This window comes from Pradoshia sp. Z6_59, assembly GCF_058267515.1.
Map to the genome: position 1 here is coordinate 1 of NZ_JBZCPP010000019.1, position 23,444 is coordinate 23,444.

General features: G+C 33.8%; 17 protein-coding genes. 13 read left to right on the top strand and 4 right to left on the bottom strand.

What is annotated here, in order from left to right; genetic code table 11:
• Window positions 1-314 precede the first annotated feature (314 nt).
• The 9 genes from AC4D4B_RS16035 to AC4D4B_RS16075 all read left to right on the top strand — a co-directional run bounded on the left by AC4D4B_RS16035 (window position 315) and on the right by AC4D4B_RS16075 (window position 12,320).
• Window positions 315-1,112 carry a hypothetical protein gene (locus AC4D4B_RS16035; RefSeq protein ID WP_490997091.1) on the top strand — a complete coding sequence of 266 codons (798 nt, stop codon included), beginning with the start codon at window positions 315-317 and terminating at the stop codon, window positions 1,110-1,112.
• A 489-nt stretch (window positions 1,113-1,601) separates the two neighbouring features.
• Window positions 1,602-1,862, top strand: a complete 261-nt coding sequence (locus AC4D4B_RS16040; protein WP_490997090.1) for a hypothetical protein — start codon at window positions 1,602-1,604, stop codon at window positions 1,860-1,862.
• 196 nt (window positions 1,863-2,058) lie between these two features.
• Window positions 2,059-3,732: a pre-peptidase C-terminal domain-containing protein gene (locus tag AC4D4B_RS16045; RefSeq protein WP_490997089.1), complete on the top strand. Its 1,674-nt coding sequence runs from the start codon at window positions 2,059-2,061 to the stop codon at window positions 3,730-3,732.
• Between the two features lie 620 nt (window positions 3,733-4,352).
• Window positions 4,353-5,624: a lysozyme inhibitor LprI family protein gene (locus AC4D4B_RS16050; RefSeq protein ID WP_490997088.1), complete on the top strand. Its 1,272-nt coding sequence runs from the start codon at window positions 4,353-4,355 to the stop codon at window positions 5,622-5,624.
• 1,220 nt (window positions 5,625-6,844) lie between these two features.
• Complete coding sequence (locus AC4D4B_RS16055; RefSeq protein ID WP_491000509.1) at window positions 6,845-9,667, top strand: immunoglobulin-like domain-containing protein; 2,823 nt, start codon at window positions 6,845-6,847, stop codon at window positions 9,665-9,667.
• Window positions 9,668-10,479: 812 nt separating this feature from the next.
• Complete coding sequence (locus tag AC4D4B_RS16060) at window positions 10,480-11,097, top strand: hypothetical protein (RefSeq protein ID WP_490997086.1); 618 nt, start codon at window positions 10,480-10,482, stop codon at window positions 11,095-11,097.
• On the top strand, window positions 11,078-11,947 hold the full coding sequence (locus tag AC4D4B_RS16065; protein WP_490997085.1) for an Ig-like domain-containing protein: 870 nt from the start codon (window positions 11,078-11,080) through the stop codon (window positions 11,945-11,947). The genes AC4D4B_RS16060 and AC4D4B_RS16065 overlap by 20 nt, the downstream gene beginning before the upstream one ends.
• A 32-nt stretch (window positions 11,948-11,979) precedes the next feature.
• Entirely contained in the window at window positions 11,980-12,054 is a 75-nt protein-coding gene (locus AC4D4B_RS16070; RefSeq protein ID WP_490997095.1) for a hypothetical protein, read from the top strand.
• Between the two features lie 29 nt (window positions 12,055-12,083).
• Entirely contained in the window at window positions 12,084-12,320 is a 237-nt protein-coding gene (locus AC4D4B_RS16075; protein WP_490997094.1) for an Ig-like domain-containing protein, read from the top strand.
• Between the two features lie 416 nt (window positions 12,321-12,736).
• Here the strand turns inward: AC4D4B_RS16075 and AC4D4B_RS16080 are convergent, their stop codons facing one another.
• Both AC4D4B_RS16080 and AC4D4B_RS16085 read right to left on the bottom strand, forming a co-directional pair.
• Window positions 12,737-13,006, bottom strand: coding sequence for a hypothetical protein (locus AC4D4B_RS16080; protein ID WP_490997084.1), 270 nt, complete (start codon window positions 13,004-13,006; stop codon window positions 12,737-12,739).
• 64 nt (window positions 13,007-13,070) lie between these two features.
• Window positions 13,071-14,060: a GTPase gene (locus AC4D4B_RS16085; protein ID WP_491000510.1), complete on the bottom strand. Its 990-nt coding sequence runs from the start codon at window positions 14,058-14,060 to the stop codon at window positions 13,071-13,073.
• Between the two features lie 435 nt (window positions 14,061-14,495).
• Here AC4D4B_RS16085 and AC4D4B_RS16090 point away from each other — a divergent pair, with 435 nt between their 5' ends.
• Window positions 14,496-16,763 carry an AAA family ATPase gene (locus AC4D4B_RS16090; RefSeq protein ID WP_490997082.1) on the top strand — a complete coding sequence of 756 codons (2,268 nt, stop codon included), beginning with the start codon at window positions 14,496-14,498 and terminating at the stop codon, window positions 16,761-16,763.
• Between the two features lie 168 nt (window positions 16,764-16,931).
• Window positions 16,932-17,663 (top strand): hypothetical protein, encoded by a 732-nt coding sequence (locus AC4D4B_RS16095; RefSeq protein WP_490997081.1) that lies wholly within the window; start codon window positions 16,932-16,934, stop codon window positions 17,661-17,663.
• Between the two features lie 664 nt (window positions 17,664-18,327).
• On the opposite strand, the gene AC4D4B_RS16100 is transcribed toward AC4D4B_RS16095, so the two are convergent.
• The gene (locus AC4D4B_RS16100) at window positions 18,328-19,596 is read right to left on the bottom strand and encodes an MFS transporter (RefSeq protein WP_490997080.1); all 1,269 of its coding nucleotides are present in this window, start codon (window positions 19,594-19,596) and stop codon (window positions 18,328-18,330) included.
• Window positions 19,597-20,223: 627 nt separating this feature from the next.
• On the opposite strand from AC4D4B_RS16100, the gene AC4D4B_RS16105 reads away from it, so the two are divergent.
• Entirely contained in the window at window positions 20,224-20,427 is a 204-nt protein-coding gene (locus tag AC4D4B_RS16105; RefSeq protein WP_490997079.1) for a hypothetical protein, read from the top strand.
• A gap of 173 nt (window positions 20,428-20,600) precedes the next feature.
• Here AC4D4B_RS16105 and AC4D4B_RS16110 read toward each other — a convergent pair whose 3' ends face one another.
• On the bottom strand, window positions 20,601-21,323 hold the full coding sequence (locus AC4D4B_RS16110; RefSeq protein ID WP_490997078.1) for a hypothetical protein: 723 nt from the start codon (window positions 21,321-21,323) through the stop codon (window positions 20,601-20,603).
• Window positions 21,324-22,193: 870 nt separating this feature from the next.
• On the opposite strand from AC4D4B_RS16110, the gene AC4D4B_RS16115 reads away from it, so the two are divergent.
• Window positions 22,194-23,336, top strand: a complete 1,143-nt coding sequence (locus tag AC4D4B_RS16115) for a BMP family lipoprotein (protein WP_490997077.1) — start codon at window positions 22,194-22,196, stop codon at window positions 23,334-23,336.
• Window positions 23,337-23,444 lie beyond the last annotated feature (108 nt).

The window sequence follows — 23,444 nt, forward strand, 5'->3', positions numbered from 1 at the left end:
TTTATACTTTCAGTCCCTTCTAAATACCTTAATACAATTTTTAATTTTTCTTCTGAATTAAAATTAGCCATAAAAAAACACCCCGTAAAAGTTAGATTGATGTCTAACTTTTACGGGGCAGTTCAATGAAGGATTAATGCCCTTTTATGTTGAATTTCTTATGGAACTAAAGGGGCAGTTTAGTTGAAGGAGCATTAAGGTAGTTTTATAGAAATAACAAATAAAACTTTTTATGAAACCGGGACAGAACACCCGCGATTTTGATCGTGAGAGATTCAAAATAGAGTCTTTATTATGAAGGAGGGGAAATGAATTTGAATGAAATCGAACAAATGAAAAAAGTACACTCTTTAATTAAAATGAGCGTCGAGATAGCCGGAGGCGCTGCTAGCACTGCAATAGGATTAATAACAACTGGTCCATTGGGCGCTGTCTTGTTAGGTGGTTTAGGTTCCGGTATATCAAAAATACTTGTAGATTTCACTGAAAGGCAATTATCTAAAAGGGAACGTACTCGTATAGGAGCAACCGGCGCCGTTGCTATAACTAAAATAAATGAACATATTAAATCTGGAAAAGAAATAAGAGAAGATGACTTTTTTAAATCATACAGTTATCAAAGGTCAAGCGCTGAAGAAATTTTTGAGGGTGCTCTTATTAAAGCAAGAAATGAACACGAAGAGAGAAAAGTTGTGATTTTAGGTAATATTTTTGCAAATGCTGCATTTATGCCTCAAATCTCCGTAGGTGAAGTAAATCATATTTTAAAAATGATTGATAATTTAACTTATCGACAATTATGTACTTTGTCATTAATATTCAGAAAAGAATCATTAGGTATTAAATTGGAAAATGTTGATTATGGTATTTATGATAATGAGGAGTATCTATCGCTTTTATCTCCAACTTCTATTTCACTTCGTCAAGAAATATATCAAATGTATCAACTCGGTCTTTTTAATATGAAGGATACGGCATTATTATCTTGGGAAGATATTACACCAGAAAGATTAGAACTCAATGAATTAGGAAATAGATGCTATGAAATTATGGGGCTATACGAGATTTCTGATAATGAAGTAAAAAGCGTGGCTCGTGTTTTATCTTCTTGATGGACGGATAACGGAATAGAGAACATCACATTATGACGAGCTTACCACACCTTCTATACATCATAAAAATGAGATGGGTTATTTTTTAAAGTGCGGTTTTAATAGCAGTGTGGAGTTATGTATTGAGGTTGGAGCGATGTGTGAAGCACATAAATTCAATTCTAAGGTAACACATTGTTTGAGTTTAGTAAGAGATGACGAATATAGTCCATTTAAAGTGCTTACTCCTTGTGGCGTTTGACAAGAAAGATTAAGATTTTGGGGCACAGATGTAAAAGTAGGTGTGACAACTAAAGATAATTCTTTGAAGTTTGTAACATTAGATAACTTACAACCTTATCATTGGACAAATGCTTATCCTTTTGAGAGTCTAGAGCATTACTCAAATGATTAATTTATACCTTGAAAGCAAATTATTAAAGAACTACCAAGGGCGATTGCGAAATAAAAGCAATCGCTTTTTGACTAACGGGGCAGGATGACACAGAAATGGGGAATTCAAATATGAAATTAAATGCAAAATTAAATACACCACAAATCATCTTTACATCTGCGTTTGTTGCCACAATACTTACCGTTGTAAATTCTTTTGTAGAATGGGATAAGTCAATATATGTGGGTCTTTTTGCAGGCACAATGACTATTGTTGGTGCCATAATTGCTAAGATTATTTTAAAGATGAGAATTAGAGTGAAATCTTGCCAAACAAACGGATGCGATTGTGGAATAGGAGCAATCGCTTTTTTATGAAAAGGCAATTTCCGTTTGTGATTTCAATTGTTGCGGTTACTCTTTTCGTTATTTAAATAATGAATCGGTAAAAGTGTAATTATCCGATGATATTTAATATTAGCTTTATTTTTAATGTGTAAAAAATAGTTCATTATTCCTATTATTTGATATATACTAAAAAATGATTTTTCATCAAACAGGAGGACTATTTTAGATGCAAAGAAAGAAACACTTACTTTTTTTTATTTTAGGGATTATATTTGTAATCTCAATGAGCGTTGACAACAAGGCTTATGCAGGTTCAACATTAGCAACAGCATCCAGTATTTCGGTGAATAAAAATGTTGCCGGAAAATTAACCAGTAGCAGCCACTCAGAATATTATAAATTTTCATTGACGTACCCAGGTAATGTCACCCTTTCCGTTAAAAATGTTACATCCGCTATGTGGAGACCTTCCTTACTCAATAGCTCAGGTAGTGAACTTATTAGTTTTGATACAGATCCTAGCAGTTCTGCTGTTGGATCAACCGAAAAGCAAATAGGACTTCCAGCAGGAACCTATTATGTAAAAATTTCAGGTTATTGGACTGCAACCGGAGAACCTTATCAATTTCAAGTGAAATATTCACAAAGTAATTTTTTTGAAAAAGAATTTAATAATAACGCAGCAACAAGTAATTTAATTTCGATTAACAAAACATACAGAGGTAGTATAAATAGCTCCTCTGATCTGGATTATTTTAAATTTACGTTAAGCAAACCTGGTAATGTGACATTATCAATGAAAAATGTTACATCCGCTATGTGGGAACCTCAATTACTCAATAGCTCAGGTAGTGAACTTATTAGTTTTGATACAGATCCTAGCAGTTTTGCTGTTGAATCAACCGAAAAGCAAATAGGACTTCCAGCAGGAACCTATTATGTAAAAATTTATGGTTATTGGACTGCAACCGGAGAACCTTATCAATTCCAGATTAAATATACCGAAAGCAATGTATATGAAAAAGAGGTTAACGATACAACTTCACGTGCCAATTCAATCAAATTGAATACTACATATAAGGGCATTATTAACGATTCATATGATATAGACTTTTATAAATTTACAACATCTCAAACTTCAACTGTGGATTTACTATTTAAACAAAAAGCAGGCACTAGATGGAAAGCTAGTATTTTAAATAGCAAAGGAAATACAGTTAAGAAGTTAGTCACTGATCACAACAGTAATAATACTTCCACTATTTCAACAAAATTATCTAAAGGGACATATTACTTGGCTATTGAAAATGACTATAATGCAACAGATGTTCCTTATCAATTTAAAGTGAGAATTAAAACAAATACTTTGAAAGCTTCTCAAATTAAGATAACAAATAACAAAGGAAAGTCAGATGTTATCAATGTCAGTAAGATTGTGAAGGGCGATGTAATTAGAGTATATAATAGCAAAGGTAAACAACTAGCAAGTGCTACATCAAAAGGAACTTCAGTTAAAATAAACGTAGCACAAATAGGAAAAAAAGCTAGCAACGCTTATTTAACAGTAACTAAGTCTGGTCAAGGAGAGAGTTATAGAACCAAAGTATCTTATGCAGGTGAGGTTTCAGATGCTTTAAAGGCATCCAAAGTCAAGATAACCAATAATAAGGGGAAATCAGATAAAATAACAGTCAGGAATATTTCTAAGGGAGATACTATTAAGGTATACAAATCCAGAAGCGGAGGAAAAGCTATTGTTAGAGGAACTTCAACTGGATCGTCTAAAACTTTATCCGTTAAACAACTAGGAAAAAAAGCTGGAAAGGTCTATATCACGATTACTAAATCCGGCCAAAGAGAGAGTGCCCGGACGACTGTCTCATTTGTTAAAGAAAAATAAAGTTATATAAACTGAAATAGATTTTTTAAACCAATTAGATATGTAAATAACACAAAAGAAGCACTTAGATATTGCCAAGTATCAAACTGCAGACAAAAACCAATTATTTTAGGCTATTGTCTGCAGTTTTTATGTACGTGCACTTAAATGGGTTTTATATAGGGGGCTTATTCTATTGATAGATAAAGACGGTTTGATGTGATACCATTTGTTACTATCAATAAAATTTTGCGCAAGAATGAAATAGCAACTTATCTATATAGTGGCTCTAACAAATGACAGGTATACGTTTCAGCATCTGCAATAGATATTTTATTGTATGAAAACCTTTGTGCCATATTAAAGGAGAATATTAGAGAGTTTCTAAGAAACAAGGATGAAGGATAGGAAGAAGCCAAAGGATTATCTCCAGCTAAAGGGGCATTGGTCCAAGGAGGATTAATGCCTTTTTGTTGAATTCTTTATTGTAGAAAAGGGTCAGGTTAGTGAACAATGAAAATGTTACAGTGTTTTGGGGTATTTTGTTTCTATCGTTAAATCCAACAAATCATTGTAAGCGATTTTTAATTTTTAGTAATATGTATGGGTATTACCAAGATTCAAACAACTAGGAGACAATGATGAAAAAAACAGCATTAATAATTTGTGTGCTAGCAGCATTAATGTTGGCAGGATGCCAAGAAAGTAAAATTGAAGAAAAAGTAGAAGCAGAAACAAAGACGGAAGTAAAAAAAGAAGAGACGACAAAAGAAGTACCAGCAGAAAAGAAAGAAACTAGGGAAGAAACAAAAGCCCCTTCTATGAACAAGGAAGAAGTCACAAAGTTAATTAGCTCAACTATAGAAAAGATTGAATCTGCTTTAGATAAAGCTTGGGATGAAAACAATTGGGATTCAAGCGCAGAAGCTGATCTAAATGTATTTAAAGAAAAGTTGAAAGATGTAACTAGCGAAGAATTTGTGGACACACAAATTAAAAATATGCTGGATAATAGATATTACGAAGGCACTGATATTCGTTATTTCCCTTATGGATTAATGACTGAACTCAGACTAGATATTAAGCAAGAAGAACAAAGACTAGTAGCAACGTCATTCGCACCCGAAAATTTAATAAACAGCGGTGTTATTTTTACAATTACCTTTGACTATATCGATGACAAATGGATTCTAAAAGGTTGGACAGGAGAAACCATTACAAATTTAGGTTTAACCATAGAGGAATCACAACAACTATTAGAGACATATCTTGGGTATTCAGATATCACTTTTAGAGAAGAAAAACAAACTGAAAAAGGAACAGTTTTTGTATTCTCATTAGGTAGTGACGCTACATTAACATTTAATCCAAATACAACAGAATTCACAGAAGAGCATCCAGAATTAAAAGAAGAGGAAGGAGTAAAAGAAGAAGTTTCTTATGAAAACGTTGATTACAAAAAGTTAGATGCAAAAGCTGATGAACTTGTGTGGGGCTATAAAACTGAAGATGGAACCACTCCAGGAACAAATCCTTTTTACCAATTAGGAGTAACATATTATATATATGAATACTTTTTAAACTTAGGTTCCTATGATGTCGATCACGAAGATTGGCTAAAACGTTATCCATTTGAGAAAGCATCTTATATATTAAGTGATTCTGCATTAAATGGAGTCTGGAATATTCTAAGCGAAAAGCTAGAAGCATCCGAGTTTGAAACCTTGAAAGCAGAGCAGAAAGAATGGATTAAAGAAAAAGAGGCTTCGGCCCAAAAAGTGCTCAACTCTGAGGATGACGGACTAATAGGGAAGGTGCTGTATTATTTAGATTTATATAACTCGACAGTAGCGCGATGTGATGAACTTATCGAGAATTACTATTCTTATTTACCATCACCGTACCCTCAATAAAAATAATTCTACCTCTGCTTAGGCAGAGGTTTTTCCTTTTGTAAATCTGTAAAATACGCTACAAGAACTGTTTTCTCATTTTTAATTTTTCCTGTTTAAGTCGTGGTAGACTCATAAAAAATTAAAAGGAGAAGTGAAAAATGAACTATGTAGCAATTCTAGAAGGCGGATTAATTAACGAGATTCTAAGGGATGCTAATAAGGACAAAAACCTTGTTATCATAGACCGTGATTGCGAAGGAACTGACTTATCCTAACTTGCATCAATGGAAGAAAACGATGCCTACATCCACATCGGTTTCTAGCCCATCAAGCTAAACTTACTTGGATGGAAATTATATAGGGCTTTGAGTTCTACTTTGGATAGAGATATAGAAGATTGATGATAAAAATTTTAATGTTTATAGCTTTGTTATATACAAAGGAGAAATGACATTACAAAAATTCTCTTATCCAAGGGGTGACTTCTAAGTGAATATTCGTTTTCTTTGAGGGACAGTTGCACTATCCCTTTTTTATTTGGAAAACTCTAAGTGAGTTTTAAACTAATAAGAATTTTGTTTTCACCAGTTATGAATAAGAATATTGTGATGATCAATACAAATTGTGAAGGAATGTACTTAAAGTAAAAGGGGCGTTGATCCAAGGAGGATTAATGCCTTTTTGTGTTGAATTCCTTATTGTAGAAACGGGGCAGGTGTGCGGAAGTAGGAGAGAATACATTTGAATTAGAAAAAATATGGTTTGTTATTTTCCGTAAACTAGGGGAGTATTAGATACTAATATTTCCTGTATAGTCCAAACATATCTACACGATTAGAAGATGGATCCGCGTCTAGTAGAGGAAGATAGTTCTCATCTAGATTAGGAGAGTAATAGAGTGATTCTGAAACAATGAGAAAATAACTTTATCATTGCTCCTATCTCTTTTATGATGACAAATACAAAAGCTTAAGAAAAATTGCTCCTTATTCAACAAACAGGTTCAATACCAAGTGATCAAGGCTGTCATATTGACGGTCTTTTCTTGTGCTGCTAAAGAGTTAGATGAGTGTTCTATTTGATAGTGGATTGTTAATACCAAGTAGTATTAGAGTGGTTAGTTGAAGAAAGCGCTCCAAATAATATGGTGATATAATAAAAGAAAGCGAGACAACCGTTCATATCGATGTTTTTAAGTATGGATGTTGTTTGCTAACTTAGAAAAGGGAGTGTAAAAAATGCGAAAGAAAAGGTGCTTCATAGTATTAGCCAGCTTAGTATTAATTCTTAGCTTTTTGACACCTGGTTTTGTGAACGCGGCAACCGATAAAACCAAACCTACCATTACGGGAGCCACCAATACTACTGCTTACCTATACCACTCATTCAATCCAAGAAAAGGGGTAAAGGCAAAAGATAATGTGGATGGTAACATCACAGACCTCATCCAAATTTCTGGGAAAGTAAATTTAAAAAAAGTGGGTAAATACACGCTTACATACAAAGTAACAGATAGCGACAATAACACCTGTACAGTAAAGCGTGTTGTAACGGTTAAGAAAGATACAACCAAACCAAAAATTACGGGAGCCTCCAATAAGACCGTATACAAAGGTTATTCCTTCAATACTAAAACAGGAGTAAAAGCTACAGACAACTTAGATGGTAACCTTACTTCCAAAATCAAAGTGAGCGGAAAAGTAAACACCAAAAAAGTCGGAAAGTACAAAATTAAATACACTGTTTCCGATAAAACCGGCAACAAAACAACAGTTACTCGAATGATTACAGTAAAAAAGGACACAACTAAACCGAAGATTACCGGAGCATCCAGCAAAACCGTTTATATGGGCTATTCTTTCAATCCAAAAACAGGCGTGAAGGCTACAGATAATGTGGATGGTAACATAACTTCTAAAATTAAAATAAGCGGAAAAGTAAACACCAAAAAAGTCGGAAAATACAAAATAAAATATACTGTTTTCGATAAAACCGGCAATAAAAGAACAGTCACTCGAACAATCACAGTAAAAAAGGACACAACTAAACCGAAAATTACTGGTGCATCGAATAAAACTGTTTATATGGGATATTCCTTTAACCCAAAAACAGGGGTAAAGGCTACGGATAATCTTGACGGTAATATCACGAGTAAAATAAAGATCAGTGGAAAAGTGTATATGAATGAAGTTGGTACCTATAAACTGAAATATTCTGTACAGGATAAGACAAAGAATACAACAACAGTTACCCGTACAATAAAAGTCATAAAGGACACTACCAAACCGAAAATTACTGGTGCTAGCAATACGACAATTAATTATGGCGATTCCTTTGACCCTAAAAAAGGCGTAAAGGCCACAGATAACCTAGATGGTACGATTACTAATAAAATGACGATTAACGGTAGCGTGGACCGATACAAAGTTGGAACATACAAACTTACTTATGCCGTTAAAGATAAGACAGGCAATAAAACTACCGTAACTCGTACAGTTAAAGTTGTTGATAAAGTCGCTCCTACTTTGTCTGGAGAAGGGCTCAATGACATAACCATAGAAGCGGTAGTAGAAACTTTTAATCCCCTATACCAAGTTCAAGCGAATGACAAAGTAGATGGGGATTTAACAGACAATATCAAGGTTGAGGGGGAAGTGAATGTAAATAAGGTTGGTACTTATACGTTGACTTATACAGTTGAAGATAATTCAGGAAACATTACGAAAGCGGAACGCCAAGTGACAGTAGTGGATAAAGCTCCTCCTGCCTTATTTGGTGTAGAGGACACAGCGGTCCATTATTTTGATGAGTTTGACCCGTTGAAAGATGTAGGTGCGTATGACCATCACGATGGAGACTTAACATCTAAAATTACCGTAGAAGGAAAGATTGACACAACTAACTTGTCGGCTGGAGGTTACTACGAATTCACCTATACAGTGACAGATGAAGCAGGAAATAAAACTATTAACCGTCGTAATGTTCTTCTAACCTACAGGGAAGCTGAATTTTCCGGTATTAGCGAAATGACAATCAATATCGGGGAAGAGATTGACACTTTAGATGGGGTAAGCGCTATTGATAAAGGAACAAGGGAAGAAATAACTTCATATATCAATGTTGAAAATTGTGTAGAAGATAATGTTGCAGGTACCCAGTATATTTACTACAGTCTTCCAAAAGAAAAAGGATATGACCCATCATCTAAAGTAAGTCGTAAAGTAACGGTCATTGATAATGTTCCACCAGTTATCGAGGGACTAACAGAGTTAACAGTTAATCAAGGTTATGACTTGCCGGATTTATATGAAGGAGTATGGGCATCGGATAATGTTGACGGAGAGTTAACTAAGAAAATTGAGTGTTACACTGACAATGTTGACACTTCTAAGGCAGGAGAATACACCATTACGTATAGAGTCACCGACAAAGCGGGGAACACAACCGAAGAATATCGTACCGTTTCTGTAAAGTATGTACCTGTCGATAACATTACCATCGACACCAGTCTCTCTAAATTACCGGTTGAAACTGGGAAAACTTTTGAACTATATGCGGGGGTATATCCGGATTATGCTAGTGTGAAAGATGTAACTTGGGCTTCTTCTGACGAATCAATAGCTACAATTGATCAAAATGGTATTGTAACTACGATAAATGAAGGATTGGTAACATTCACAGCAACAAGCAAAGATGGAGTTTCAGGAAGTTTGGAAATTGAAGTGACAAACAAACTGGATCTCCGATTCGATGCATATGGTTATAATGAGAATTCAGTTGATTTCAATTTCTTTAATTATGAAAGCATACCAGTGGTTATTGAAAAAGTTGAATTATACAATGTAGGCGGTGGAGTGGTTCAATCATATTCAAAAGAACAATTGGAAAAGCTTAATGTGAAAACGATTCTCCAACCTACCGAAGAATTGTATATCGTGTTTGATATAAGCAACGAGGAAGCAAAACCCATTATAAATGGAGGTAAATTCGTTGTAACTGCAGGACCAGAAGGTGGAAAGACCTACGAATATGTAAGACAAATAGGGGAATGGACTTGGTAAGCCTTAAAAGAATAAATACTCAAAATAAATAAAGAAAAGGGGTAGCTTTGCTACTCCTTTTTTAAAATTAAAGAACAATTTCGAAACTGTCATCATCCCAGATTAGATGAAACCTTTCCCAAAAACCAACTGAATCAGGATCAGCATCTCCTTTAATATGCTGGATTCCATATTTATCAAGAAGGAAATGAATCATCTTTGTGTCGGTCCCTTTTTTAAAGCTGCTGATAGATCAGATAAATGCATAGGACTGGTTTATTCAAAATAAACGTATACAGAGAGATAAACCTAATTTTATAAAGGGCAACATTTCTATTATGAGTTATTACACAAACGGGCGTTTGTTGAAGAACAAGTATACCTACTTTCTTTCTGAAGATACCTGTTTCATATCTCGAATTAATATTAGACAAAAGCAACAATCCTTACGAAAACAGTTAAAGATGTTGATAAACCCACCAACATCTCTTGTGTACGCACGTGGAGTGTGTCTCGCAACTCATTTTAAAATAAGGCAGTTCATTTTATGGCGCTGCCTTTTTATGTTTCCTTAATCAGTGCAATTGAATGTGTAACACACTCACTAATTGTGATTAGTAAACGCATAACACCAAAAGTGGAGTCGCCATTTAATTATAGTAAGGTTAGCTAAAATAGTTTAACTTCTTTCCTAAAATGGAGCAGTTGCTTATCTTAATATAACTATTTTTTTGAAAGTTTTATCAAAAATTCTTTTTTCCGTTGACTAAAAATACTTTGGAGATATACTTTTATGTGAAATATTATACATAAGTTTATTGGAGGTAATAAGAATGAAGTATCTTAGCGGTATTCTAGCATTTTTATTAACTTTATCACTGGTTTTAAACACTGGTGTGGGAGATGCGGTTGCTGCCATTTCTGATGTTACGTTGCCAACTGTAAAAAGTCTCACTATAGATAAAACAGAAGTGCAACCAGAGGACACCATCCTAGTTCAAGTCGAGGCTGAGGATGAATCGGGTATTTCAACTAGTTTTTATCAACAAAGTAAAGTTGTATTCAAATCGGAATTTGGCAATAGTTCCTATACTCGAGAAACTGTTAATCTAATATATAATCCAGATACAGATAAATATGAAGGACGCCTTAATGTAAATCATTATATGGTAACAGGTAAATGGGAAGTTTACTATATTCGTATTTACGACAATGCAGGAAATTATACTCACATTTCTTACCCTATGGAGGGCAGTGATTACTACGTATCCTTTACGGTAAACGAAGATACAAGGCCACCAGAGGCTCCAATAGTGTACGAAGTGACAGACCAATCTGAAAGTGTTAAGGGCGCTACCAGTGCTATGGATCCATATGGTGTTGAGATTTTTGTTAAAGATGAAGATGAAACTATAAGTATAGGAAAAGGATTTGGGGGGGGCAGAATTTGAAATTCCAATCCCCAAACAAGAAGCAGGCACTGTACTTTCTGTAACAGCGAAAGACACTGCCGGTAATGAGAGTGAACCTACAAAAGTAACAGTCAAAGACACGACCCCACCAGCTGTAGGAGGGGTTGTAAATCAGGAGACTTACAATAATGACGTACAAGTTACTTTTAACGAAGGTACAGCTGTATTAAACGGTGTACCCTTCGAAAATGGAACTACAGTAAGTAAGGATGGAAACTATCAACTGGTGGTAACAGACGGTGCCGGAAACTCAACAACAGTTTCATTTACAATTGATAAAACAGCACCAATCGTAACAGGAGTTAAAGATCAAGAAATCTATAATAAAGACGTAAAGGTTACCTTCAACGAAGGAACAGCCACTTTAAATGGTAAAGCATTCACTAGCGGTACAACGGTAAGTGACAATGGAACGTATGAATTAGTTGTGAAAGACGCTGCGGGCAACTCAACAACGGTTTCATTTACAATAGATAAGACAGCGCCAGTTGTACAAGGGGTCAAAGACCAAGCAAATTATAATAAGGATGTTACGATTACATTTGACGAAGGAACAGCTACTTTAAATGGCAATGAATTTAAAAGTGGTTCAACGGTGAGCGAAGAAGGTTCATATAAATTAGTTGTAAAAGACGCTGCGGGCAACTCAACAACAGTTTCATTTACAATAGATAAGACAGCGCCAGTGGTAACAGGTGTTAAAGACCAAGCTAATTATAATAAAGATGTTACGATTACATTTGACGAAGGGATAGCTACTTTAAATGGAAAAGCATTCACTAATGGTTCAACAAGAACAAAGGAAGCTATTGTAGAAAGACAACCGTAAAGGCCGATTCGAAAGGTAAGTTTTCTTTCAAAATCAGCAAGCAAAAAGCAGGAGTCGTTGTAAAGGTAGTCTCAACAGATGCAGCGAAGAATGCAACAACAAAGTGAACAAAGGTATTGGATAAAACAGCACCAGCATACCAACTGTTAAAACGGTGAAGACAACAACCACAAAAGTAACAGGCACAGCTGAAAAAAATGCGACTGTTTATGTTTACAACGGAAAAACGAAGCTTGGTACAGCAAAAGTAAATGCAAAAGGCAGTTATAGTGTGAGTATCAAGAAGCAAAAGAATGGGGCTAAATTAACAATCTATGTTAAAGACTCAGCGGGGAACCAAAGTAAATCGAAAACAGTAACAGTTAAGAAATAATAAGAGAAAGGAAAATCTGATCTTATATGGTACCTGCTTTTAGGACTCTTTAAAAAAGAGGGTTCTATCTACAGGTACCATAGTAATATTACTAATGATATCTTCTGCTTTTCGTTTTCTCATATCTCAATGATATATATATATATATATATATATATATATATATATATATATGTAATGCTGGTAAACCCACCAACATCCCGTATGTTGCCACATACAGTCCACACACGTAGAGTGTGTCTCGCAACTCATTTTAAAAGAAGGCAACTAACCTTTGTGGTTGTTGCCTTTTCTTGTTCTTTGAAGGATTACGAGGTTGTAGTGAATACGTCGTAATGTTGAGGAGTTTTAAACTATTAAAGAGACAATTTCTTTGTGATAAGAGAAACTATCTCTTTTTAGGTATATAAATAGGCTTAATTATCACTTAGTGTTTTTGAGTCTTTTTCTATCCAGGCAATTACATCAGAATCAGTTTGTATATCAGAAAGCTTATTTATGTTTACCCAATCTCCGTCTTTGTTCAAATAAAATCTTCCTGTTTTAGAGTAAAGCTCGGCAAGTACGTTTTTTCTAGAATTCACTGATTTCAGATACTCAATGTTAAAATCAGTGCCTTTAACAACTTTTACTTTATAGTCGGGATGTTCGTTGTAATATGCTAATAGCGAATTAATATTTATCATTATAGACCTCCTTTGTTATAAGAATATATAAAGGACCAGAATAGGCCCTTAGTTTCCCTCAAAATTATTCATTTTTTTTAAAAAACATTTTAGATAGATTTCTTAATACTTCCGCATCTAGTTCAATATTATGTTCATAAGCATACTTAATACCGTAACCCAACGATAAAGTCATACTTCCAGCAACTCCAGCACCGACAAGCGACCCCGCTCCAGGTATAACTTTTATTGCCTGCCTAAAGAGACTCTTTCCCAAGTTTCCAGTCAAAGACGAGATTGCCAATTCCTTAGCTCTGTCCCTTGTTAATGGTTTTTCATATAAAGTTGCCAATCTGACCATCAAGCTGACTTGAATACCAGTTAGGGGAATAAAATCAGAGCCTGGGAGTGGCGCAGCACCTACGACACCGGCTGATGTTGCAGCAGCTAAAATCCACTTGTTTGCTGTCGAAGACTTTTCCTTAATATGTCTTGCGAATAAAATATCTTTTTTTTCCTCCTTTAGAATATCGAGGATATCATTTCTAAGCATATCAATATTTTCGCCCGTTCTTGATGATATTGGAGTAACCTTAAAATCATTACTTGTAGCTTGTTGTACATATTTAACAAGACTTGGAATATCATCAGCTGCGTCAATTTTATTTAAGACAAAGATGATCTTCTTATTGAATTTTTTTATATTTGTATATGATTGTCTTTCACCCTCTGAAAATACTGTTCCTGCCGCATTAAGGAAGAAAAGAATAACATCTGCTTCTTTATAAAACTTAAGTGTTTCCTCAGAGTTTTTACTGTTTATATCGTCTAATCCAGGTGTATCAGCGAATATAATTTTATCTTTATAATTATATTTCTTTACGACGGTAGTTTCTCCGGGTTTTGGCCCAACTGAAGCCACTTCTTCTCCAATTAGGCGATTAATTGTTGATGACTTACCTGCATTAACATCACCAACCATTGCAAATAAAATTTCTTTTTCAAGTTGTTCATTAATATTGTTTATCTCTTCTTCATAGCTCTTTTCAAAATCGTTATCATCAAATTGAATCATAATCTCCTCACTCCTCTTTGTAAAATTAAACCAAATTAACCTATATACACCATTTATATACTTAATGCTTTACCCTCTCACGGTATTTCTTTAACCAGAAAACGCATAAATCTGCAAAATATGAGAAATTGAGTATAAAAAATTACTATTAACTAATATGGTGAGTTTAGTGGGAATAAAAACTATCTTCTACGCCTGCCAATCTATTTTAATGAACACCATTTTATCTATATTAATCAATGGAAGGGTATTTGAAAGACTATCAGTTGGCAATTACTTGATTGTTAATAATACAAATAATTAATTACTTAAATCACAGTTGAATATCCGTTAATTTCAAAAATTTGGTATAATTTACACAAGGAGATAAATGTAAATATTTGTTTATTTTTAGAGTGTATCTCTTTTTAATCCCAAAAATTAAGGGGGAGCAGAATGATAGATAAGATTATACTTAAGAATGTTGCTACCTATAATGATGAAGGAGCAGTCTTGGCAAAATTAAAAAAGATTAATTTTATTTACGGTAATAACGGGTCTGGAAAAACAACAATTTCGGAAGTTTTAAGAAATGAAAGTCATTTTCCAAACTGTTTAATAGAGTGGAAAAATAGAAGGATACCAACTTATGTTTATAACAGGAATTTTGTAAATGAAAATTTCCAACAGGATAAAGTTATTAAAGGTATTTTTACTTTAGGTAGGGAGTCAGTTGAACTTCAAGCTCAAATAGATTCTCTAAAGGAAAAAATCATAAAACACGATGAGGATATAGAAAAATTAGATGAAACATTGGATATAAAGTCTAAAGAGAAGCAAGGTTTAATTGATAAATTTAAAGAACTATGCTGGGATATAAAGAAAGAGGTAGATGAGGATTTTAAGGACTTAATTGAGGGATATAGGAATTCTAAAGATAGATTTATGAGTAAATGTATAGATGAGAGTAATGTTAGTAGAGAACTAAAAACACTGGAAGAAATCAAATTAAAAAAGGAGGCTATTTACGATCGACCAGTCGAAAAATTAGACGTTTATAACAAAATTATTTTTGAAAAATCTATAGAAGATAATTTTATCTTTAAACAAAAAATCATTGGTAAAGAAGATGTAGATATAGCTGATTTAATTATAAAGCTAAACATTAGCGACTGGGTACAACAGGGGTTTTTATACATAAAAAACAGCAAAGAACAATGTCCATTCTGCCAACAAACACTCCCATATGAATTTGAAAATAAGTTGAAAAGTTACTTTGATAAAACTTATATAAAGCATATAGAATTATTGAATCAATCTTCAAGTAGTTATATAAATCAAGTTCTTGCTGTTATTGATAACATTGAACTACTTACAAGTTCTAAGAGCGGATATTTAAATGTAGAAAAGCTACAAGAAATCATAAACTTAATCAAATCTAAATTTAATGAAAATGTTCTTCTTATAGATAAAAAGAAAAAAGAACCGAGTAGAAGTATAGAAATTGTAGCGATTGCACCTTTTATAAATGAGGTTAATTCTGAAATCTTGAAGGCAAATACAGATATCATAGAATATAACAACTTAATAGACAATGTTAAAGTAGAAAAAGCAAACTTGATTAAAGATATGTGGAGGTATATTGCAGAAAAGAATAAAAAACATTTTACTTCTTTTAATAACAAAAAAATAGGAGTAGAAAAAGCGATAGAAAGTATTAAGAAAAGTCGACAAGAAAAACAGATTTTTAGACATAGATTTGAAAAGGATTTGATTGAACTTCAAGAAAAGTCTACCAGTGTAGAGCATTCAGTTAGTGAAATTAATATTTTACTTGAATCCTTTGGGTTTAAAAATTTCAAATTAGCCACTGCCGCCAAAAAAGGGAACTATAAAATTATAAGGGATAACGGTGAAGATGCAAAAGAAACTCTAAGTGAAGGTGAAAAGACATTTATCACTTTTCTATATTTTTATCAACTACTAAAAGGAAGCAATAGCAAAGAAGAGATTGTTACAGAGAAGGTAGTAGTTATAGATGATCCAATATCCAGTTTAGATAGTAATGTCCTCTTTATGGTAAGTAGTTTAGTTAGGCAAATAATGTTTGATATAAAAGAGAATAAAAAGAATATTAAGCAACTCTTTTTACTAACACATAATATATATTTTCATAAAGAAGTGACCTTTAAACAAGGGAAGAAGACTTATGGGGAAGGTGGTTATTGGATAGTAAAAAAGAAAGATAACCAATCGTGCATTATTCAATATGATGAAAATCCAATCAAGACTTCGTATGAGCTTTTGTGGAAAGAATTAAAAAGTAGGGATAAACAAAGTCTTGCATCTATTCAAAATGTTATGCGTAGAATCCTCGAGAACTATTTTAAGTTTTTGGGTAATATAGATCTTGATAGTTTAGAGGAGAAATTTGAATATGAAGATAAAATTAGATGCAGGTCATTGATTTCCTGGATAAATGATGGTTCGCATTTTATTAACGATGATCTGTATGTTGAATCAAGTGAAGATGTAATGGATAGGTACTTCGAAGTCTTTAAAAAAATCTTTGAAACGCAAGGACATATCGCTCATTTTAATATGATGATGGGCGAACTCTATAATAAGCCTATTATATCTGATAATCAAGTTGTAAAACGAAATAGAGATGGTGAAAAAGAAATTAGGACTGCAATGAAAGAAGTAGCTGCTACAACTGACTAAAACCAATTTTTCCTTTAAATATTTTGGAATACTCTAAAGAATCGGTAATATTTTTATATGGCACTCGTACACTTTTATCTGAAATAGAACGAACAAAAATAGTAAAAGTGAAATAAATAATTGATTTGGTTTTAAATATATCAGTAGTAATGGAAAGGAAAGATTGGAATGAATTATATTAATTACAAACTAGAAGTAGAAGGAATAGGACCTTTTTCAATAAGTCTTGATTATAGCGAGGGGATAGTAAAGAATATTATTATAAATTTGGTAGATATACAGAACCAAGTAAAGGGTGAAATGAATATAAAATTTGTTCTAGCATCAAATATAAAAAGTGCTGAGGATGCTTTTAGGATTACCCAAGAATTAGTACAAGATGTAATTAACGTGTTATTTACTAAAGTTAAAGGAAGATTTGGTATACCAAGGCGTGGAACCTACAGTATAAATGGTATGGGAATAGTTGCAATGAATAGCATTACCTTACAAAATGTTGAAACAGTTGATGTACCTGCAAATATTACAAGAGATTTAGAAGTAGGATTGGTTGATAATACGCTATTATTGGATTTGAGGAATAATTATACTCATCGTTTGTTCAGATCTGCTATGAGAACGGATGACACTACTTCACGATTTATGTTTTTATACGGAATATTATTGACAATTGAGCCAAAGCAACCAGGGGTAGATCAATTAATAATTAATGAGGAGCCCTTGGTCGAAATGAGGCCTACTACAAATCCAAAATGGATAGGTCATAATGAAACCAAGTATACCTGGTTGAGGAATCAAATTGGTCATACAAATGCTTTAACTAATATATATGATGTGGAAAATGAGATAGCAGAGGTTTGTGGAGACTTTTCAGAAATAGTAAAAAAAATAATAAATTAATAACGCAAAACTAATGGTTTTCACAGTTTTTTGTTTTGTGTAATGGATTGACCAGTAATCAGTGGATTTTTTTGGTAATTGTTTAACTTATAATTCTAAATCGAGCACATATAACAAAACATAACTAAATTGGTTCTTAGGTATATTTTTCTTCTGTATTGAAATAAAACTCGCATAAATTTTAAAGAATATTGATAAACCCACCAACATCCCTTGTGTTGTCACATACACTCCACACACGTGGAAAGCGTAGCAAAATTAGTATTGAAATAAGGCAGTTGCCCTTTGGCGCTGCTTTTTTCTTTTCCCTGTAATTAGATTTAAGTACTGTTCTTTTTCAATATATAGCAGTAGTAAATTTTCTTAATGATTTCAATCGGTAATACTATTTAAAAAATTTGGTAGTCGTATCCTCATAATTCTTTCGCCTTTCAAGTCCAATACAGACCCATAAAAGCAAGCTATATTTTTCTATGTATTTATATCTACTCTCATTCTTAGCTCCCCTTTGCTGATTTCTATTCGGGAATATTTCCATTTTCATTGCTCTAAAGAAAACGTCCCCTTTGCGTTTAAAGCAAACTGCTAATAGACAAGTGAAAAAGGAGGGTATTAAAAAAGCGAAACCACGGATGTGATTTCGCTTACTTCTTAACTATATCGTTTAATTCCATTGACCTGCTTTTTCTAATTTTTCTTTCCCTTTGAACGCAATGATGATTAACAAGACACTTAACAGAATCATCCCTGCAACAGCATATAACACGTATAGATAGCTGCCCGTTGCATCAAATACAAACCCATAAGCAGGGAGCGCCGTAATACCTGCTAATGCTAATCCTAATGCTGCCGTTCCATAAATGGCACCATATTCTTTCGTGCCGAAGATAGAGGTAGTCAATAACGGTCCTAGCGTTCCAACAGATGAAGAAACAAATCCAAATAGTCCGATTGCCACTGAAAATACCATTGGATTGTCTGGTAAGAAGATTAATAAGAAAACGGAAATCAATCCAACGAACATGGAGAAAAAGGTGGTTTTCTTTGCACCCATTTTGTCGGTCAAGAAACCGAATACCAAGGATCCAACTAAAACACCAAACATGAACACACCCATGACATTTCCGGCAAACTGGACATCATACCCAATGCTTTGTGCGTAAGGGGCAATAAATTGAGCAAAACTTGCAACCGCGGTAATTAAGAATAAAAAGAATAATAGTGCATAAAAGGCCAATGACTTTTTCGCCACTGCGGCTGTGACACCTTTGTTTTCTAACGTTTGTGCGTCTTGTTTCGAATCGTTAGCTTCTGCCTTGTCCAAGCCATAAGGTAATAGACCTTTTTGTAGTGGTGACATACGTATGAACAGTAAAACCACTGGTATTACAATGATAATCGCCGCAATCCCAACGATGATGTAAGAAGTTCTCCAACCTTGTGAGGCAATTAACGTTCCTACATACGGTTGTATGACCGCCCCAAACATTCCACTCGCTGCCATCATAATACCAAGGGCTAGTCCGTTTCGTTTTTTAAACCATTGGTTTATAAGAACGGGACCTGCCAATTGTGTCACAAGAACACTACCGACAGACAGTGGGATTGCTAATAAATACCATCCCCATACCGAGTTCATCATACCAAATAACGCAAATGCACCGCCTTGTAATAGAATGGATACAATCAATACCATACGAATATCGTATTTACCCATTATTTTTCCGGCAAACGGTAAGAATACCATCATCGCAATGGATGAGACACTCAAGTATAGGGTAAGTTGTCCCATACCAACGCCTAAATCTTCTGACACAGGTGTTAAAAATAAACTGGCAGCATTATTTATACCACCACGTGCAACACCCATCATAATGGCTAACCCAAACAATACCCACCAAGCAAAATGAATTTTCTTCTTTTTCTGTTGCATGTTCTACCCCTCCTGTCCCTATATAATTTTTCTTTCGATAACCCTTTGCTTTCGCAAAAAAATATATCAGTATGTTCTATATTTATTTTACCTTATAAAAAAGGAGAGTTACAATTTTTGACTTCCTCTTTTTTATATACTCACATAATACCTTTATCGAAGCTTAGTAGGATTCACACCTGTTTTTAATATAGCTAATGAACAGGGAAAGGATGATGTATGTCATTGTAGAAATTGTTTGACCAAATATTCAGAATAATATTACTATAATTATATAATATATTAGCTTAATTCATACGTGTTCAATACGCCATGCCATTCCACCAGATGGCATTAGGAGCATATTAATTACTTGGCGCAAATTCAGAACAAGGAGGTGAAATTATGCAGGAGAGATTCCCGGGTATCGTGTGGTTTTGCGATCGCTGCAATACTTGCCTGAGCGAACAGCCGGGTTTTGATGACCACCACTATGTTTGGAAATGTACAGAGTGCGGTCATAAGAATAGCATTTCTTCGGATTCAATCTATGAATCTGAGGATGATTTTAGAAATTATGACAATTAAGTACAATTAGCTTAGGGTATTTTGAGTAGACTGCTTTATAAATATAAGGGAGGAAAAGCAATGTCAATTTTTGAACGTGACCACAGAGTTATTCCTTATAGTTTACTTAATGATGAATCTAAAGAACCTGATGAAATTGATGAATCTGAAGAATTTGATGAATCTTTAAGTGTTTACGAAGCTGCAGAGATATGGGCTTCGCACGGGAAAGATGAAGATTATATGTTTGGGTACACTGAAGAGGAATTGGAAGATGCTCTTTAAAAAACAACACCCTGCTAGCATTATATAGTTAGCAGGGTGTTGAACATCTCAGGGTTTGTATATCTTTTATTTTCTATTCGTACTTGAAGAGCAAATCCAGTATTGAAATTAGGCAGTAGCCTTCTAAAGGGACACTGTCTATTTATGTTTACTTTTTCTTTTTTTGCTTCAGTTTATTCCTTTGATTCTTCTTGATTAATTTCAAGATCCTTTATCTCTTCGTTAACTAAATTTAACTCTTCTTCTGATTCTTCAAAATCGATATCTTTGATGGGAACTTTGATTGTTTTATTTTCGATTAGCTTGTTTATTTCGTCTGTTAAATGGTCTTGTACCTTTTCTCTACCCGTTTCAATATGATCTCTAATTGTCTGTTCGATAATTGTGTTTGCTTGTTCATCATATATTTTTGCATCGTCATATGATGTCGGAGAGAGTATAGACTGTGCCCATCCTAAATTTTCATCGGATTCAACCAATTCTTTTGCGTAAAATGCAGTTAGTTGTGGCTCTTTAATTGTCAGTGTCTGCTCTTTTTTATTGTATTTGACGGTTTTCTTGTCAATCTCACCTCTATAACCCCATCTAACTAATGCTTTATATTTCAGTTCAACTACCTTTTCCATTCCCAAAACCTCGTTATAGAAAAAGTTCCCTTGTTTATCAACAGGTTTAAAAGTAGCTGTTACGGGATGTCCTGCTATGTAAGTCTCTTTAATGATATCTTGTATAGCTCCAATCTCTAATTCGGTAATGTTATAGATTTCTATTCCTAGTGGGGCGATAATTGTTTCTTTTGTTTCAGAGTCTCCGAAAAACACTTTCCCTAGAAAAAATACCCCTAGAAGAATTGCTGTAGAAGCTACTCCAATAATAAATAATTTAACTTTTGACATGATGTTCTTCCTTTCATAGATGTTTTTATATTAAAGTGAGCGGTGTTATTTTTTGTGAAATGACAATGTTAAAGTGATCAAAATAATAGCAATAAAATAAAGAAAGGAAAATATTGAACTAGCACTCAAGAATAGATTGTAATGGTTCTGTTCACTTCAGAATCAGCAAGAACTCTCATGTGGACCTTTGTGAGCTGTTGTAGATTCAAAATGTATGGTTAGTGTTTCCCATATATTACTCATAAGGTTTCTACTACTCTGATTAAATGGGTATGTTTGAACAAAGATGAGCTAGTAAAATTTATTAATTAAAGTGATGTCAGGAGAGGCGAGAACAACAAAAGAAAAACTGAGTCACCCTTCTTTATATTAGGATAATAAAATTCTAATTGTTTGTGAATAAATAGACCGAATATTTTTATATTTATTGTATTGGATTTATAAACGTGTACTGAATCCGGATATATCGCAATAGCAAGTGATTTTCTTGCCCAGTGAGGGAAGGAGCTGTAGTCATAATATAGTCGAATTATCATTTCCTTTTGATTAAGGAAGTTTTTTTATAATATGACTCTTATTGGATATTTCGCTTTTCTGTTAAGTTTTTGCTGAATATACTTGTTTTTTAAATCAATTTTAGATATAACACGAATATTTATTTATATTTAAGTAATAACGTACGGTTTTTGTTGACGTTGGAAATTCCTAATGTTATTATTGTTAAGTAAAAACGAATACTATTTCGATATAATATTAAGGTTATAACCTCAAGGTTTTTTACTGTCGCTTGACGTTTTTATAAATAAGAGTCAAGAGCCAGTACAAATAGTTGTTTTTTATAAGTTTACAAAAATAGAGGAGGATAATTTCTTGAAACAAAGTACTAAAAAAATAGTAATGGTCTTATTCATGGCTTTAATGACTGTTGCTATGGCAGCGTGTGGAAACAGTGAAGATAAAGCAGGATCCGAGAGTAACGGAGAAGGATTAAAAATTGCTATTGTAACAAGTCTAACTGGTGTTGATGATGGCAACTTTAACGAAAATAACTATAATGGTATTTTAAAATTCATCGAAAACCATCCAACAGCTACTGTAAAAGCTATTAAAGAAGAAACGGGCGATCCTGCTGCAGGAGTACAAGCCGTTGCTGATATCGTGGCAGATTATGATGTGATTGTAACACCTGGCTTCCAGTTTGCTGGAGTTTCAAGTGTTGCTTTAGAAAATCCTGATAAGAAATTTATATTAATTGATTCTGAGCCTACACCTGTAGGTGACCAAAAAACGTTCGATAATATTTACTCTATGATGTTTGCTGAACAAGAAGGTGGCTTTTTTGCCGGAATGGCAGCAGCACTTGAAACAAAATCAAATAAAGTTGCAGTTGTAAATGGAATTGCTTACCCATCAAATGTAAACTATCAATTTGGTTTTGAATCGGGTGTAGAGTTTGTTAATAAAACATATGAAAAAAATGTTGAGGTTGTTGAGTTATCCGGATATGCAGGAACTGATGTCAACGGAGTGGATGTTGGCGGTAACTATGCAGGGTCTTTTGGTGATGAAGCAACAGGAAAAGTAATTGGTAATGCATTGATTAAAAAAGGTGTAGACCAAATCTTTGTTGCAGCAGGTGGCACAGGTAACGGTGTGTTCACTGCTGTTAAGGAAGCGAAAGGCGATGTTAAAGTAATTGGTTGTGATGTTGACCAATTTGATGATGGTGTAAATGGTTCTGAGAACATTGTATTAACATCTGCAGCTAAATTTATGGGCATGAACGTTGAAAAGCAATTAAATGCCATTGTTGACGGAAGCTTTAAAAGTGGAAACGTAGTTCTTCATGCAGATACAGATTCTACTGGATTTATAAAAGAAGAAGGCCGTCATCAATTATCAGAGGATACTCTTACGAAAATGAACGAAGCGTACGATTTAGTGAAAGAGGGTAAAATCGTACCTGCATCTAACTTTAATGGTCATACGCCAGAAAAATTCCCGGGATTGTAATATTCATTAGAAAAACATAGTGGAATAAATCTTTAGAAGTTTGTCGCCTTCTAATCTAAATAGATTAGGAGGAGGATGAACTTCTAATTTTTTCCTTTCTATTTTAAT